This is a genomic window from Nonomuraea sp. NPDC050540, from assembly GCF_044457485.1.
Lineage (GTDB): Bacteria > Actinomycetota > Actinomycetes > Streptosporangiales > Streptosporangiaceae > Nonomuraea.
On sequence record NZ_JBITHA010000013.1, the window covers coordinates 20,719 to 35,258 of the forward strand.

The window sequence follows — 14,540 nt, forward strand, 5'->3', positions numbered from 1 at the left end:
ATGGCGGAGGCGATCTACGTGGGCGGGTTGTTGGTGGCGACTCCGCTGCTCGACGACCCGAACTTCCGGCGTAGCGTCGTGCTGATCTTGGAACACGACCTCGACGGCGGCACGCTCGGCGTGGTGCTGAACCGGCCGAGCGACGTCTCGGTGACGCAGGTGCTACCCGTCTGGGACCCGCTCGTGACCGGGCCTTCGGTGTTGTTCGAGGGCGGTCCGGTGCAGACGGACAGCGCGCTGGCGCTGGCGGCGGTGCCGAGCGGGGAGGAGCCTCTGGGCTGGCGGCGCCTGCACGCGGGCACGCCGGCGGTCTCCCGCCTCGGCACGGTGGATCTGGACGCGCCGCCGGAGATCCTGCAGGGCGAGATCGCGCAGATGCGGATCTTCGCCGGCTATGCGGGATGGAGCGCCGGCCAGCTGGAGACGGAGATCGCCGAGGGCCACTGGTACGTCGTCGACTCCGAGGTCGGCGACACCTTCCATGACGATCCCGGCACGCTGTGGCGGCGGGTGCTCAAGCGGCAGCCGGGCGAGCTGGCGTTCGTGGCCACCTGCCCGGACGACCCTTCGCTGAACTAGGTGTCCCAGCCGGGCTTCAGCGAACGTTCGGCGATCGCCAGCGTCTGCTCCATGCGCTCGACGATGGCCCGCACGTTCGTGGGCTCGTAGGGGCACTCGAAGCCGACCCGCATGGTGGCCATGGCCCAGGCGACGATGAGGTGGGAGAGCTGGTCGGCCGGGTCGACGCCGCGGCGGCGGGCGATGATCTCGGTGAGGCGCAGCTCGGTCGCGGCGCCGCGGGCGACGGACTTGCCGACGAGGGCCGGGTTGTTCTCGAAGAGTTTGCGGAGTTTGAGGAACCGCTCGGCGTCTTCGGGCGTTGAGCCCTGCATGTCGTGAATCACCGCACGCAAGGCGTGTGTCAGCGAGGTGAACGGCGGTTCGTCCGCCGGCCGGCTGTTGAGGGTCTCCGTCATCGTCTCCTCCCCCTGCTCGTGGAACCACAGCGGGATGGATTCCTTGCTGGAGAAGTAGCGGAAGAACGTCCGGGGCGAGACGTCGACGACCCCCGCGATCTGCTCGACGGTGGTGGCGTCGTACCCTTGTTCGAGGAACAGGTCGAGCGCCACGTCGAGAAGAGCGAGGCGCGTCTTCTCCTTCTTGCGTTCGCGCAGTCCCACAGTCGTCACTCCCTCGAAACCTTCCTGTCACAGTATGACATAAGTCATCGTCTGCCGATTAAAACCCGTTTGTCATTTGTCATCGTATGACATAAGTTACCTGAGTCTTAGGTTACTTATGCCCCGATGTGGGGTGGCTAGCGTAGGGGGACTCGAATGGCGGCTCACGCGAAGGCGACGGTGGAGGCACCGTCGCCCCCGGGCGGGGCTCAATCGGCAATCGGGGGGAATCCGTGGCTGACGCTGCTCGCGGTGTGTCTGGGCGTCATCATGGTGATGCTCGACGGCACCGTCATGGGCATCGCGGCTCCGGTCATGGGCGCCGAGCTGGGCGCGACGCTCTCGGACATGCAGTGGGTGACCAACGGCTATCTGCTCGCGCTGGCGGTCTTCCTGATCACCGCGGGCAAGCTGGGTGACATCTACGGTCACAAGCGGGTGTTCCTGCTCGGTGTCGCGGGATTCGCGATCACCTCCGCGGCCATCGCGCTGAGCGGCTCGGTCACCGCGCTGATCATTTTCCGGGTGCTCCAGGGTCTGTTCGGCGCGCTGCTGCAGCCGGCCGCGCTCGCGCTGCTGCGCTCGGCCTTCCCCAAGGAGCGGCTGAACCAGGCCATGGGCGCGTGGGGCGCGATCATCGGCCTGTCCAGCGCCGCCGGCCCGATCCTGGGCGGCCTGCTGGTGGAGAACGTCAGCTGGCAGTCGGTCTTCTACATCAACGTGCCGGTCGGCATCGTCGCGCTGATCATGGGCTTCGTGATCATCAAGGAGAGCCGCGCCGCGAGCCTGTCCAGGATCGACTGGCCGGGTGTGGTGCTGCTGTCCGGCATGATGTTCTCGCTGGTCTGGGCGATCATCAAGGCTCCCGAGTGGGGCTGGACCGACGCGAAGACGCTGATCTTCGCCGCGGTCTTCGTCGTGTTCGCCGCTTCCTTCATCTTCTGGCAGAGCCGGGCCAAGCAGCCGCTGGTCCCGCTGTCGCTGTTCAAGAACCCGTCCATCTCCATCGGCACCGTGCTGATGATGATGGTGGCCTTCGCGATGTTCGGCGCCATGTTCTTCCTGGGCTTCTTCTTCCAGGGCGTGCACGGCCTGTCGCCGCTTGAGGCGGGTCTGCGCATGCTGCCGATGAGCGCCGGCATGATCGTCGCCTCGCCGCTGGCCGCCATGGCGATCGGCAAGCTCGGCCCGAAGATCACCATGGCCGTCGGTCTGCTGATCACCGCTTCGGCGATGTTCCTGATGTCGCAGCTGAGCATGGACGCCTCGTTCGTCGAGAGCGGCCTGCCGTTCCTGCTGCTGGCCTTCGGCCTGTCGCCGGTCTTCGTCGGCGCCACCGAGATCATCGTGGGCAACGCCCCGCTGGAGCTGTCCGGCGCGGCCGGTGGCATCCAGCAGTCGGCCATGCAGGTCGGCGGCGCGCTGGGCACGGCGATCCTCGGCGCGGTCATGGCCGGCACCATCTCCGACAAGCTGCCCGGCTACCTCGGTCCCGCCGCCGCCGCGCTCAAGCCCGCGGAGCTGGAGGGCCTGGAGAAGGCCGCCGCGTTCGGCACCGTCCCGCCGCAGGCGACCCAGGGCATGGAGCAGCCGATCATCGACGCGCTGACCAACGCCGTGCACCTGGCGTTCATGGACGGCATGCACACCGCGTTCACGGTCAGCACGATCGTCGCGGTCATCACCGCCGGTCTGGCGCTGTTCGTGCGCTCGGGCCGCAAGATCGAGGGCGAGCCGGTCCACATCGGCTGACCAACCCCTTCATCGACGGCGTACGGCTCCCGCCCCGGCGGGAGCCGTACCGCTATCTGGGGGTGATGACCAGGTCGAGGCGGCCGGAGGTCTTGGTCCTGACGGTCAGCACGCGCGTGGCGGCATCCCAGGTGGCCTCGCCCGTGGAGGCCTTGCCGCCGTTCGGGAAACCCTTGCCCGGCAGGTAGACCTCGGTGGCGCCGGTCTCGTTGGCGTCGAAGGTGATGGTCAGCTTCACGGCCTTCTCGTCGTAGGCGATCCGCAGCGGGACCCCGCCCACCGCCCTCGGGTACGGCCGCGCGTACGCCTCCACCAGCGGGCCCGCCCTGCCCTTGTCGTAGGGCCCCCAGGGTCCGTCGTCGCGCGACCAGTAGGCGCGGCCCATGGCGTTCTCGTCGGTCACGTCGAGGATGCGCTCGACCAGGTCGGTGGCGCCCGGCCTGGTCATGTCCAGCCCGAACTCGCCCAGCACGATCGGCGCCTTCATCCGCTCGGCCGTGCGCAGGATGTTGTCGCGCCACCAGCCGAGCGTGCGGTCGGTCCACTCCTTGGACCCGGCGGTGTAGTCGTCGCCCAGGTCCAGCGGGAGCGGGTAGAGGTGCGGCGCGAAGGCGATGCGCGCCGGTCCCGTGCGCGGGTCGTCGAAGGCGGGCAGCGCCGAGGGCAGGCCCCAGTTGACCCCGACCGCCTGCGGTTCGAGGAAGATCCAGCTGTCGGGGTCGACGCTGCGGATCTCGGCGATGGACTTGCGGTAGAGCGTGGCGAGCGGGCCGGTCTCGAACGCCGCGGCCTGCACCGATCCGCCCCAGGGTTCGTTCATGAGGTCGTAGCCGATGACGGCGGGGTCGTCCTTGAAGCGGTCCGCGACGGCCTTCCAGGCCTTGGCGTAGCGGTCCATGAGCTCGGGGTGCTCGCCCGTGGTGTTCCAGAAGTGGTCGAAGGCGCGGATGACGCCGGGTTCCAGGTAGTACATCTCCCAGGTGGGCTGGTCGGTGGCGACCGGCAGGCCGTCCATGAACGTGGCCCACTGGGGCGCGCCGTTGCCCGCGACCTTGGAGGGGGTGATGCCGTTGCCCCACAGGTCCTGGTGCATGTCGAGCATGACGTGGTAGCCGCGTTCGCGGTACCAGCCGATGCGCTCAGCCACCTTGTCCAGATATTTCGTGTCATAGGTGCCGGGGGAGGGCTCCACGGCACGCCATTGCAACAGGAAGCGGACGAAGTTCGTCCCCATGTCCCGGTACTCGCGCTCCACGTCCGCCTCGGTCAGCTTCGGCAGGCCGTCCGGCGTGCTCTTGGCGCTGCTTGCGGTGTTGAACCCGTGCAGGATCAACGCCCGTCCCGCGTCGTCGGTCACATACCTCCGCGCGGGCTGCGGCGCGTCCCTCGCCGCTGCGGCGACGCCGCCTCCGGCCACGACCAAGGCCACCACGGCACTTGCGATCCACCGCGCACGCTTCATCTCATCGAACTCCGGCATCCGAGGGGTTCCCCGCGTCTGGGGTCTTCCGCCACAATCTTGGTGGCCGCTAGCCTGCCGAACATGAGCTTTGGTCGCAATAGCCTTCCGGCGATCGTCACCGCGTTGCTCGCGTTGTTCTTCGGCCTGTTCGGGACCTGGCTGGTGACGCGGATCGGGTATCTGGCCGTGCCGTCCGCCGTGGGCCTGCCGTACGGGCTGCCGGGGCTGCGGGTGACGCCGGTCGGCGAGACGCCCTGGCTCTTCCTCCTGACCGATGTCGGCGCGGCGCTTGTCCTGGTCGCCGTCGTGGCCGGCACGCGGCGCGGATTCTGGGCCACCTGGGGAGCGTTCGTGCTGGGCACGGCGCTGGCGGGCCTGCTGCGGGCCGCGGTCTCCGCCCTCTCGGCCGAGGCCGGGCTGGGCGCCTACGCGGGATATCTGGGGGGCGGGCTGGTGGCCGGGCTGCTCTGGGGGATCGCGCTCGGGTGGATCGCCGGGCTGGCCTCGCTGCCGCGGCGGCGTGCCGTACGGGTCCGGGAGGGTGGGCACTTGCCCGCGGGCATAAACTCGATGGGGTGAGCACGAAGATCCTCCCTGAGCAGAAAACCACGCCGCAGACCTCGCACGGCGACGGGGACCACGAGCGGTTCGCGCACTATGCCGACAAGCGCAAGATCACCGAAGCCATGGTGACGGGCACGCCGATCCGTGCCCTGTGCGGCAAGGTGTGGGTGCCCAGCCGTGACCCCAAGAAGTACCCGGTCTGCCCGGAGTGCAAGGAGATCTACGAGGGGCTGCCGATCGGCGGCGGCGACGGCGACGACAAGCAGTGAGTGTTGATCACGGGTGATCGCCCCCGGTAGGGCTACGGTCGGGATGTCCTGACCCGCTCATGCCGTATCGGGGGAGTGCATGGCCCGGCGTGCGACCGCCGTTCTGTTGGTGTGCCTGCTCGCGGCCGTGCCACCGATCGACCACTCTGCCGCTGCCGCCGCGTCCTGCGAACGGCCCGCCGTACCCCGGCTGAAGGGGGAGCGCCCGCCCGACGTGCGCGCGCCGCACGTGCGCGAGCCCGATCCGCGGCAGGTGCGTGAGGTGCTCGCCGAACTCGGCGAGCGGCTCGGCGACACCAAGCCGCCGACCTCGATCATGATCCCGACCTGGGTGCACGTGCTCACCGACGGACGTCGGCGGGCGCCCGACGAGGCCGTGCGCTCACAGATCGCCGCGCTCAACTCCGCGTATGGCGGGCGGTTCGGCGGTGTCGACACCGGCGTGCGCTTCCGCCTGGACGGGATCACGCTCACCCGCAACGCCTCCTGGTTCGGCGACCCCCTGGGCCACGAAGCGGCGATCAAGGGCCATCTGCGCAAAGGCGGCGTGCAGACGCTCAACCTCTACATCGGCCAGCTCAGCGAACTCGTGCTCGGCTTCTCGACCTACCCCTTCTGGTACGCCTCCGGCCCGCGACTGGACGGCGTCGTCGTCGACTGGCGCAGCCTGCCCGGCGGCGCCCTGCGCAACTTCGACCTGGGCTTCACCGGCGTGCACGAGATCGGTCACTGGCTCGGGCTGTTCCACACCTTCGAGAACGGCTGCGAGGAGCCCGGCGACGGCGTGGACGACACGCCCCCCGAGGCGCTGCCGACCGAGGGCTGTCCGGGGGTCAAGGACACCTGCCCGCTGGGCGGGGCCGACCCGATCCGCAACTTCATGGACTACTCCTACGACCGGTGCATGAAGGAGTTCACGCAGGGCCAGGCGGTCAGGATGCACGAGATGTGGGCGGCCTACCGCGGCACGGAGACCTGACGGGGCTACACGAACGACAGCAGGGAGACGGCCAGACCTGCGGCGGCGAGCAGCGCGCTCGCGCGGCTGCCACCGGTACGCCAGGTGGCCAGCCCCGTGAGCAGCCCTCCGAGTCCGAACAACAGGCCGACCAGGCCGGCGATCAGGCTGAACGGGTTGGGCGCGTAACCGGCGGCCATCCAGCCGCCGGGAACGAGGGCCCAGACGGACTCGCCGGCCAGGCCGGCGAGCCCGGCGAGCAGCGAGCCGCCGCCCAGCAGAGTGCCGGGTTCGGCCCGCTCGGGCTTGGTGGAAGATCGCATACGGCCATCCTCCCTGGCTACCGGGTTGTGGCCGCAACGTCGGGGTTACTTTGAAGTGAAAAATGGTGACATCTAGGATATGGGGGTGACAGCACCGAAGACTCTGGACGCTCCAGTCGACCCACCCCGTATCTTCGGGCCCGCCTACCGCACGGCCACCCTCGGCATCCTCCTCGTCGCCACCCTCATCGCCTTCGAAGGCATGTCCGTCGGCGTCGTCATGCCCCAGGTCTCCAAGGACCTGCGCGCCGAGGAGCTGTACGGCATCAGCTTCTCCGCCTTCCTCATCGCCAGCCTGTTCGCCAACGTGGTGTCGGGGCTCTGGTCGGACCGGCGCGGTTACACCGTGCCGTTCCTGGTGGGCGTGGTGCTGTTCGTCGCCGGGATGGGGCTGGCCGGGGCGGCGGTGAGCAAGGAGATGTTCATCGTGGCGCGGGCCGTACAGGGGCTCGGGGCGGGGACCACGATCGTGGCGCTGTTCGTCATGATCGCCCGGGTCTATCCCGCCGAGGTGCGTCCCAGGGTCTTCGCCGGGCTGTCGGCCGCCTGGGTCGTGCCCGCCATGGTCGGACCGGCCATCGCCGGCTTCGTCGGCGACCGCTTCGGCTGGGAGTGGGTCTTCTACGGCATCATCCCGCTCGTCGTGCCCGCGCTGATCATGCTCGTCCCCGCCCTGAACAGGAAGCCCACCGAGGAGGCGGTCCCCTCGACCGGCCCGCGCTCCCGGCCGGGCCTCATGGCGCCGGCCGCCACCTGCGCCGCCGTGGGCGCCGGCGCGCTGCTCTACGGCATCCAGGAGCACACGGTCGGGAGCGGGCTGATCGGCGTGGCAGGACTGGCCGCGCTCGGCTACGGCCTGTACCGCCTGCTGCCGCCGCACGCGCTGCGCTTCGGCCGGGGCCTGCCCACCACGGTCATGATGCGCGGACTGTTCTCGGCCGCCTTCTTCGGCGTCAACGCCTACATCCCGCTCGCGCTGCAGGAGGTCAAGGACTTCGACGCCACCACCGCCGGCATCGCGCTCACCACCGGCGCCCTCGGCTGGTCGACCGGCTCCTACCTGCAGAGCCGCCGCGACGCCCCGCCCCACAAGCGCATCCGGCTGGGCGCCTTCTGCGTGATGATCGGCGTGCTCCTCACCATGCTGTCCGTCCTCCCCGGCGTCACCGGGTGGGTCGCGGTGCCCGCCTGGATCGTCGCCGGCTTCGGCATGGGCATCGGCATGACCACGGTCAGCGTCACCGCGCTCAAGCAGTCGCCGCTCAACGAGCAGGGCGCCAACTCGGCCGCCCTCTCGGTCACCGACATGCTCGGCTCCGCCCTGACCATCGGCGTCGGCGGCGCCCTGGTGAACATGATCGGCCACGCCCCTTCACAGATCGCGACCGGCTTCATCGTCATCTCCTGCCTCATGGCCGCCATCGCCCTGGCCGCGACGCTCCTTTCGGTCCGTACCGCGACCTGATCGCGCGGAATGAGCGGGCGGGTCGCCGGGTAAGCACTGATCGTGCCCCCGCCGGTGACGCGTGCCCCGCCGTACCCCTCAATCGCCTAACTTTCCCCTCCCGTCCCAGCGATCGCGGATCGCCGGAATCGTCGGCGGGAGGAGTGATAGGACAGCGGGACGAGGAGGTGCGATGGAGGACGACGACCGCGTCTGGCCGCCCGGCTCGCCGCGCGGCACCCCTCCGCTGCCCGACGACCCCGACGAGCCGTGGAACCCCCCACTCAGGCGTACGGCGGGCCGCGACGTCGAGCCGCCGCCGTGGGAGTCGCTGCCCCCCTCCGCCCGCTACTACGGCAGGCCCGTGACGCCCAGCCCGGTGCGCCGCCGGGTCTGGCGCAGGCGCGCGGGGGCCGTGCTGGCGCTCCTCGTGGCCGCGGGGCTGGTCGGCGGGCTGGTCGTGGTCGTGTTCAGGATGGCGACCCCGCCGCCGGTGCAGGGGCGGCTCGTGGACGCCGTCGCCCAGGTGACGTTGACGTTGCCGCAGGGGTGGCAGGAGGGGGTCGTGGCGCCGGTCACCGGGTTCACCTCGGTGGCGCGGTCGGAGCGCGGGGTGGTGATGGCGCGGGCCGTACCGCACTCGGCGCAGGGGGCGCGCACGATGGTCGCCGACACCGCGCAGCTCTACTCGCGGCTGCTCCTCAAAGGGGACAAGGTCGACATCGTGGACGACCGGGCCCTGCCCCAGGGATACACGCGCGCGCTCCGGGCCGAATATCGGGATGTGGTCAACCGCCCTGCCTACTTGCGGGTGACTCTTCTCACGCGACCCGGGGGGTCCGTTCTGCTGGTCGGACTGCTCCAACCTGCGGATACCGCCTCAATCGAGGCCCTCGACACGGTGATGGCGAGCGTGCGATAAGCCGCGTGACGCCCAATAGCACGCAAGGATGAGGTTGGCCAGGATCCAGGTTCTACGGCACGTCTTGTCGGTGAGCCCGATTACTCTTGGGTCACTGTGAGAGAGCGAAGCACACGAACCCCAGGAGTGATGCGGTGAGTACGTTCGCCGCATCCCATCTGTCACCCTCCTATCCCGACAGGGCAGCATGGGGCACCGCGCCCAAGCTGAGGGCCTGGCAGCAGGAGGCTTTCGACCTCTACTTCAGGCGCGAGCCCCGTGACTTCCTCACGGTGGCGACGCCGGGCGCGGGCAAGACGACCTATGCCCTGCGCATCGCCAGCGAGCTCCTGGCCAACGGCGTGATCCGGGCGATCACCATCGTCACGCCCACCGAGCACCTCAAGCGCCAGTGGGCCGACGCCGCGGGCAAGGTCGGCATCAACATCGACCCCGAGTTCAAGAACAGCCAGGGCGCCACCTCACGCGACTACATCGGTGTCGCGGTCACCTACGCCCAGGTCGCCATGCACCCGGCGCTCCACCGCGCCCGCACCGAGGCGCGCAAGACGCTGATCATCTTCGACGAGGTGCACCACGCCGGCGACGCCAAGTCGTGGGGCGACGGCATCCGCGAGGCGTTCGAGCCCGCCACCCGCCGCCTCCAGCTGACCGGAACCCCGTTCCGATCCGACGACAGCCCCATCCCCTTCGTGGAGTACGCCGAGGACGCCGAAGGCTTCAAGCGCAGCGTCTCCGACTACTCCTACGGCTACGGCCCCGCCCTCGACGACGGCGTCGTCCGCCCGGTGATCTTCCTCGCCTACTCCGGCGAGATGAAGTGGCGCACCCGCGCCGGCGACGAGATCGCCGCCACGCTCGGCACCCCGCTCACCAAGGACCAGCTCTCCCAGGCCTGGCGGGCCGCGCTCGACCCCAAGGGCGACTGGATCCGCCAGGTGATGCAGGCGGCCGACCGCCGCCTCACCGAGGTACGGCGCGGCGTGCCCGACGCCGGCGGCCTGGTCATCGCCACCGACCACGAGGCCGCCCGCGCCTACGCCCGCCACCTGCGCAACATCAGCGGCGAGGGCGCCACCGTCGTGCTCTCCGACGACCCGGGCGCCTCCAAGAAGATCAAGCAGTTCGCCGTGTCCGAGGACCGCTGGCTCATCGCGGTCCGCATGGTCTCGGAAGGCGTCGACATCCCGCGCCTGTGCGTCGGCGTCTACGCCACCTCCACCTCGACCCCGCTCTTCTTCGCCCAGGCCGTGGGCCGCTTCGTGCGGGCCCGCAAGCGCGGCGAGATGGCCTCGGTCTTCCTGCCCTCGGTGCCGACCCTCATGGGCCTGGCCAACGAGATGGAGGTCGAACGCGACCACATCCTCAACAAGCGCCCCCCGGAGGACGGTCTCGACGACTCCCTCCTGCAGGATGCCAACCGCAAGAAGGACAACCCCGACGTCCTGGGCGACGAGCTGCCGTTCGAGACCATGGAGACGTCGGCCACCTTCGACCGCGTGCTGTTCGACGGCGGCGAGTTCGGCACCGGCGCCGAGGTCGGCTCGGCCGAGGAGGAAGACTTCATCGGCCTGCCCGGCCTGCTCGAACCCGACCAGGTCGCGACCCTGCTGCGCAAGCGCCAGTCCGACCAGCAGGCCGCCAAGACCAAGAAGGCCGAGACGGCCGCGCCCGCGCTGGCGCCGCACGAGCAGATGGCCGAGCTGCGCCGCGAGCTCAACGGCCTCGTCGGCGCCTGGAACCACCGCACCGGCCAGCCGCACGGCGTCATCCACAACGACCTGCGCCGCGCCTGCGGCGGCCCGCCCATCGCCCAGGCGACGGCCGAGCAGATCCAGGAGCGCATCACCAAGATCCGCGCCTGGGCCACCCAGCGTCGCTGACCGGACCCCGCCCCGCTACGGGGCGGGGATGCGGTTGTCGGTACGCCCGTCCACGGCCCGATAGGTTCCCGGCTTGGGCAGGGGGATCCTGAGGGAGGCGGAGCCGTCGGCGACGCGCACCGGGACGGTCGTGACGCCGGGATGACGGCCGGACAGCGGGCCTTCGTGGATCCACACCCGCAGCCTGTGGCCCTTGGGACGCATCAGCACCTTCGCCGTGTCGCACTCGGCCGCCGAAGCCGGCCAGGTCAGCTCCAGGCTGCGGCGTCCGACCACCCGGGCGGTCGCGGGGACCGGGGCGCTCTCGGCACACGCCGCCGGCCGCGGCATGGTGTGGGAGACCACGACCGGCTCCGGGTCCAGAGTGTCGGCCAGGGCGACCGTACCCGACTCCAGCAGCACGAGCGTGACCAGCGCGCCGGCCTTGGCGAGGTTGCGGCCGCGGAAGAGCACCCAGAGGCTGAGCGGCGCGAGCACCAGCCATGCCAGGCCCAGGGAGATGGCGAGCATGAAAGACCCCAAGACGGTCAAGGAGAGTCGTGACTCTCCGTATGAGTTCGCGGACAGAGGGGTGTCGCCGTCTTGGATATCACATGACGTGTACTCTGCGTAGTCTCTAGCTACGGACCGTCGGGGCGCCGCGCAGATCGGCGCCCGCCTCGGTCAGGTCGGCGATCGCCTTGTCCGTGGTGGCGCGGGCCACGCCGGCCGTCAGGTCGAGCAGCACGGTCACCGCGAGCCCGTGCTTGACCGCGTCCAGCGCCGTGGCGCGCACGCAGTGGTCGGTGGCGATGCCGACCACGTCCACCTGGTGTACGCCGTGGGCGTTGAGCCAGTCGGCCAGGGAGACGCCGTCGCCCGACGCGCCCTCGAAGCCGCTGTAGGCCGCCTCGTGCGTCCCCTTGCTGAAGACCTCCTCCACCGCCGCCACGTCGAAGGCGGGATGGAAGTCGGCTCCCGGGGTGCCGGCCACGCAGTGCGCGGGCCAGGAGGTCACGTAGTCGGGCGACAGGGAGAAGTGCTCACCGGGGTCGACGTGGTAGTCGCGGGTGGCCACCACGTGGGCGTAGCCGTGGTCGGCCACGTGGCGGGTGATGGCCGCCGCGACCTCCGAGCCGCCTGCCACGGCAAGGCTGCCGCCCTCGCAGAAGTCGTTCTGCACATCGACGATGATCAGCGCCGTGCTCATACCGAGAACGATACTTCAGGCGAACTCCGTGGGGATGGCCGCATAGCCCCGTCCGAGGTGGAGGGCGTCCTGGGGCAGGCGGGCGATGGCCTCGCGATGGCGGTCGCGGGCCGCCTCCAGGGGCTCGCCGCCCACGACGACGCCGTCCTCGACCAGCGGGTGCAGCAGCGGGATGCCGCCCTCCGGCACCACGCCCTCCTTCGCCGACGTGGTGACCATCTCGGTCTCGAAGTGGCCGGTCTCGTCGAGCAGCCGGTAGGCGTGCTTGCGGCCGCCCCGCGACGGCTTGCCCACCGAGCGCTTGGCCACCGGCTCCAGCTTGCCGCTCGCGGTCTCCCTGGCCACGAGCTTGTACACGAGCGCCGCCGTCGGCACCCCCGACCCGGTCACCAGCGAGGTGCCCACGCCGTAGGCGTCCACCGGGGCCGCGGCCAGGGCGGCGATCGCGTACTCGTCGAGGTCGGAGGTGACCAGGATGCGGGTCTTGAAGGCGCCCAGCGCGTCGAGTTGCTCGCGCACCTCCTGCGCGGCGGCGGCCAGGTCGCCGGAGTCGATCCGGACCGCGCCCAGGTCGCTGCCGGCCAGTTCGACCGCGGTCCTGACGGCCTCGGGCACGTCGTAGGTGTCCACGAGCAGCGTGGTCGAGGCGCCGAAGGAGGCGATCTGGGCTTCGAAGGCGGACTTCTCCGAGTCGTGCAGGAGGATGAACGCGTGCGCGGCCGTACCGGCGGTGGGGACGCCGTAGGCGTGGCCGGCCATGAGGTTGGAGGTCGCGGTGAACCCGGCGAGGTAGGCGGCGCGGGCGGCGGCGACGGCGGCCCGCTCGTGCGTGCGGCGCGAGCCCATCTCGATGAGCGGCCGGCCCCCGGCCGCGTTGGCCATCCGCGAGGCGGCCGAGGCGATGGCGCAGTCGTGGTTGAGGATCGAAAGGATCAGGGTCTCAAGGAGTACGGCTTCCGCGAACGTGCCCTCGACCACGAGGATGGGCGAGGCCGGGAAGTACAGGTCGCCTTCGCGGTAACCGCACACGCTCCCGGAAAATCGGTAATCGGCGAGAAACGCCAGGGTCGACTCGTCCACCACCCGCTTGTCGCGCAGGTAGGCCAGTTCGTCCTCATCGAAACGGAAGCGCTCCAGCTCCTCGAGCACCCGTCCGATGCCCGCGACCACACCGTAGCGGCGCCCGCCCGGCAGGTGGCGGGCGAAGACCTCGAACACGGCCCGTCGATGGGCGGCGCCGCTGCGTAGCGCGGCCTGCAACATTGTCAGCTCATAGTGATCTGTGAGCAACGCAGTGCTCATGGTCATAGTCACGACTCGAAGACTACGGCCCAGATAGGGCAGACTCGGGGATGTGGGTAGCACCGCTCCAATCGCCGTCGAGCGTCCGTCAACGGACGTTCGGCCCGATCTGCCATGGGTGACGATCGTCTGGAATGACCCGGTCAACCTGATGTCGTACGTGACCTATGTCTTCCAGACCGTCTTCGGCTACTCGAAGGAAAAAGCCGAGAAGCTCATGAAGGACGTCCACCACAAGGGCAAGGCCGTCGTCTCCAGCGGCACGCGTGAAGAAATGGAACGCGATGTGCAGATTCTTCACTCCTACGGCCTGTGGGCGACGCTCCAGCCGGACTCGGCGAAGTGAGGCGGAACCGGTGAGCTCTGGCTTCAGCGCGCACAAGGACGGCGTGATCGCCGAGTTCGAGCCCGCGGAGGTCTCGATACTCAAGTCGCTGGTCTCCCAGGTGCTCGGGCTGGTCGAGCCTGGGCTCACCAGCGACGACCCGCTGGAGCGCGCGCTCGGCATCGGCGCCGCGCAGGCGCCGTCGGACCCGGTGCTGAAGCGGCTGTTCCCGAGCGCCTACGAGGACGACGAGGACGCGGCCGACTTCCGCCGCTATACCGAGGCGACGCTGCGCGAGGGCAAGCGCGCCGACGCGCAGACGATGCTGGACACGGCCAAGCCCGGCCGCAGCGAGCTCACGCCCGAGCAGGCGCAGGCGTGGCTGCGCTCGCTCAACGACGTACGGCTGGCGCTGGGCACACGGCTGGAGGTCACCGAAGAGGTGCACGACGAGATCGCGATGATGTCCGAGGACGACCCGCGCTACCCGGCCTACGTCACCTACGACTGGCTGACCTACCTGCAGGACAGCCTGGTGCGCGCACTCTGGTAGTTTCCGCCCCATGCTGACGATCTCGCAGGAACTGGTGGACAGGATCGTGGCCCACGCGCGGGCCGACCACCCCGACGAGGCGTGTGGGGTCATCGCGGGGCGAAATGGGGTACCCGAGCGGTTCATCCCCATGGAGAACGCCGAGCGCTCGCCCACCTTCTACCGTTTCGACTCGCTGGAGCAGCTGCGCGTCTGGCGGGAGATGGACGACAACGACGAGGAACCCGTCGTGATCTACCACTCCCACACCGCCACCGAGGCCTACCCCTCACGCACCGACGTGAGCTACGCCGCCGAGCCGAACGCCCATTACGTGCTCGTCTCAACCCGTGAAGAGGACGAGACCGAATTCCGCTCCTACCGCATCCTCGACGGGGAGATCAGCGAAGAGGAGGTAAGGTTTATCCCATGAG

Annotated in this window: 17 protein-coding genes; 11 read left to right on the forward strand and 6 right to left on the reverse strand. The window is 69.8% G+C overall.

The window, feature by feature from the left end:
• Positions 1-579 carry a YqgE/AlgH family protein gene (locus ACIBI5_RS35795; protein ID WP_397253304.1) on the forward strand — a complete coding sequence of 193 codons (579 nt, stop codon included), beginning with the start codon at positions 1-3 and terminating at the stop codon, positions 577-579.
• Here ACIBI5_RS35795 and ACIBI5_RS35800 read toward each other — a convergent pair.
• Positions 576-1,190, reverse strand: coding sequence for a TetR family transcriptional regulator (locus tag ACIBI5_RS35800; protein ID WP_397253305.1), 615 nt, complete (start codon positions 1,188-1,190; stop codon positions 576-578). The genes ACIBI5_RS35795 and ACIBI5_RS35800 overlap by 4 nt on opposite strands.
• A gap of 147 nt (positions 1,191-1,337) precedes the next feature.
• Between ACIBI5_RS35800 and ACIBI5_RS35805 the strand changes: the two genes are divergently transcribed.
• Positions 1,338-2,933 carry an MFS transporter gene (locus tag ACIBI5_RS35805; RefSeq protein WP_397253307.1) on the forward strand — a complete coding sequence of 532 codons (1,596 nt, stop codon included), beginning with the start codon at positions 1,338-1,340 and terminating at the stop codon, positions 2,931-2,933.
• A gap of 52 nt (positions 2,934-2,985) precedes the next feature.
• Here the strand turns inward: ACIBI5_RS35805 and ACIBI5_RS35810 are convergent, their stop codons facing one another.
• On the reverse strand, positions 2,986-4,413 hold the full coding sequence (locus tag ACIBI5_RS35810; protein WP_397253309.1) for a cellulase family glycosylhydrolase: 1,428 nt from the start codon (positions 4,411-4,413) through the stop codon (positions 2,986-2,988).
• Positions 4,414-4,476: 63 nt separating this feature from the next.
• On the opposite strand from ACIBI5_RS35810, the gene ACIBI5_RS35815 reads away from it, so the two are divergent.
• From ACIBI5_RS35815 to ACIBI5_RS35825, 3 genes are all read left to right on the forward strand, one after another.
• Positions 4,477-4,974, forward strand: a complete 498-nt coding sequence (locus ACIBI5_RS35815; RefSeq protein WP_397253311.1) for a hypothetical protein — start codon at positions 4,477-4,479, stop codon at positions 4,972-4,974.
• Positions 4,971-5,228, forward strand: a complete 258-nt coding sequence (locus ACIBI5_RS35820; protein WP_379609153.1) for a DUF3039 domain-containing protein — start codon at positions 4,971-4,973, stop codon at positions 5,226-5,228. Before ACIBI5_RS35815 ends, ACIBI5_RS35820 begins: the two co-directional genes overlap by 4 nt.
• Before the next feature lie 79 nt (positions 5,229-5,307).
• Positions 5,308-6,207: a zinc metalloprotease gene (locus ACIBI5_RS35825; protein WP_397253313.1), complete on the forward strand. Its 900-nt coding sequence runs from the start codon at positions 5,308-5,310 to the stop codon at positions 6,205-6,207.
• Positions 6,208-6,212: 5 nt separating this feature from the next.
• Here the strand turns inward: ACIBI5_RS35825 and ACIBI5_RS35830 are convergent, their stop codons facing one another.
• Entirely contained in the window at positions 6,213-6,509 is a 297-nt protein-coding gene (locus tag ACIBI5_RS35830; protein WP_397253314.1) for a hypothetical protein, read from the reverse strand.
• Positions 6,510-6,588: 79 nt separating this feature from the next.
• Here ACIBI5_RS35830 and ACIBI5_RS35835 point away from each other — a divergent pair, with 79 nt between their 5' ends.
• The 3 genes from ACIBI5_RS35835 (at position 6,589) to ACIBI5_RS35845 (ending at position 10,758) form a co-directional block, all read left to right on the forward strand.
• On the forward strand, positions 6,589-7,974 hold the full coding sequence (locus ACIBI5_RS35835) for an MFS transporter (RefSeq protein WP_397253316.1): 1,386 nt from the start codon (positions 6,589-6,591) through the stop codon (positions 7,972-7,974).
• A gap of 172 nt (positions 7,975-8,146) precedes the next feature.
• Entirely contained in the window at positions 8,147-8,875 is a 729-nt protein-coding gene (locus tag ACIBI5_RS35840) for a hypothetical protein (protein ID WP_397253318.1), read from the forward strand.
• A 134-nt stretch (positions 8,876-9,009) separates the two neighbouring features.
• Positions 9,010-10,758: a DEAD/DEAH box helicase gene (locus ACIBI5_RS35845; protein ID WP_397253320.1), complete on the forward strand. Its 1,749-nt coding sequence runs from the start codon at positions 9,010-9,012 to the stop codon at positions 10,756-10,758.
• A gap of 15 nt (positions 10,759-10,773) precedes the next feature.
• On the opposite strand, the gene ACIBI5_RS35850 is transcribed toward ACIBI5_RS35845, so the two are convergent.
• The 3 genes from ACIBI5_RS35850 to ACIBI5_RS35860 form a co-directional block, all read right to left on the reverse strand.
• Positions 10,774-11,268, reverse strand: a complete 495-nt coding sequence (locus ACIBI5_RS35850; RefSeq protein WP_397253322.1) for a hypothetical protein — start codon at positions 11,266-11,268, stop codon at positions 10,774-10,776.
• Between the two features lie 106 nt (positions 11,269-11,374).
• Positions 11,375-11,947, reverse strand: coding sequence for an isochorismatase family protein (locus ACIBI5_RS35855; RefSeq protein WP_379609160.1), 573 nt, complete (start codon positions 11,945-11,947; stop codon positions 11,375-11,377).
• Between the two features lie 15 nt (positions 11,948-11,962).
• Entirely contained in the window at positions 11,963-13,255 is a 1,293-nt protein-coding gene (locus tag ACIBI5_RS35860) for a nicotinate phosphoribosyltransferase (protein WP_397253324.1), read from the reverse strand.
• A 46-nt stretch (positions 13,256-13,301) separates the two neighbouring features.
• Between ACIBI5_RS35860 and clpS the strand changes: the two genes are divergently transcribed.
• Genes clpS through ACIBI5_RS35875 form a run of 3 tightly spaced genes read left to right on the forward strand, consistent with a single transcriptional unit; the run spans position 13,302 to position 14,539 of the window.
• On the forward strand, positions 13,302-13,595 hold the full coding sequence (gene clpS, locus ACIBI5_RS35865) for an ATP-dependent Clp protease adapter ClpS (RefSeq protein WP_184965848.1): 294 nt from the start codon (positions 13,302-13,304) through the stop codon (positions 13,593-13,595).
• A gap of 10 nt (positions 13,596-13,605) precedes the next feature.
• Positions 13,606-14,127 (forward strand): DUF2017 domain-containing protein, encoded by a 522-nt coding sequence (locus ACIBI5_RS35870; RefSeq protein ID WP_379609162.1) that lies wholly within the window; start codon positions 13,606-13,608, stop codon positions 14,125-14,127.
• 10 nt (positions 14,128-14,137) lie between these two features.
• Positions 14,138-14,539, forward strand: a complete 402-nt coding sequence (locus ACIBI5_RS35875; RefSeq protein ID WP_184965844.1) for a Mov34/MPN/PAD-1 family protein — start codon at positions 14,138-14,140, stop codon at positions 14,537-14,539.
• Position 14,540: the final 1 nt, after the last annotated feature.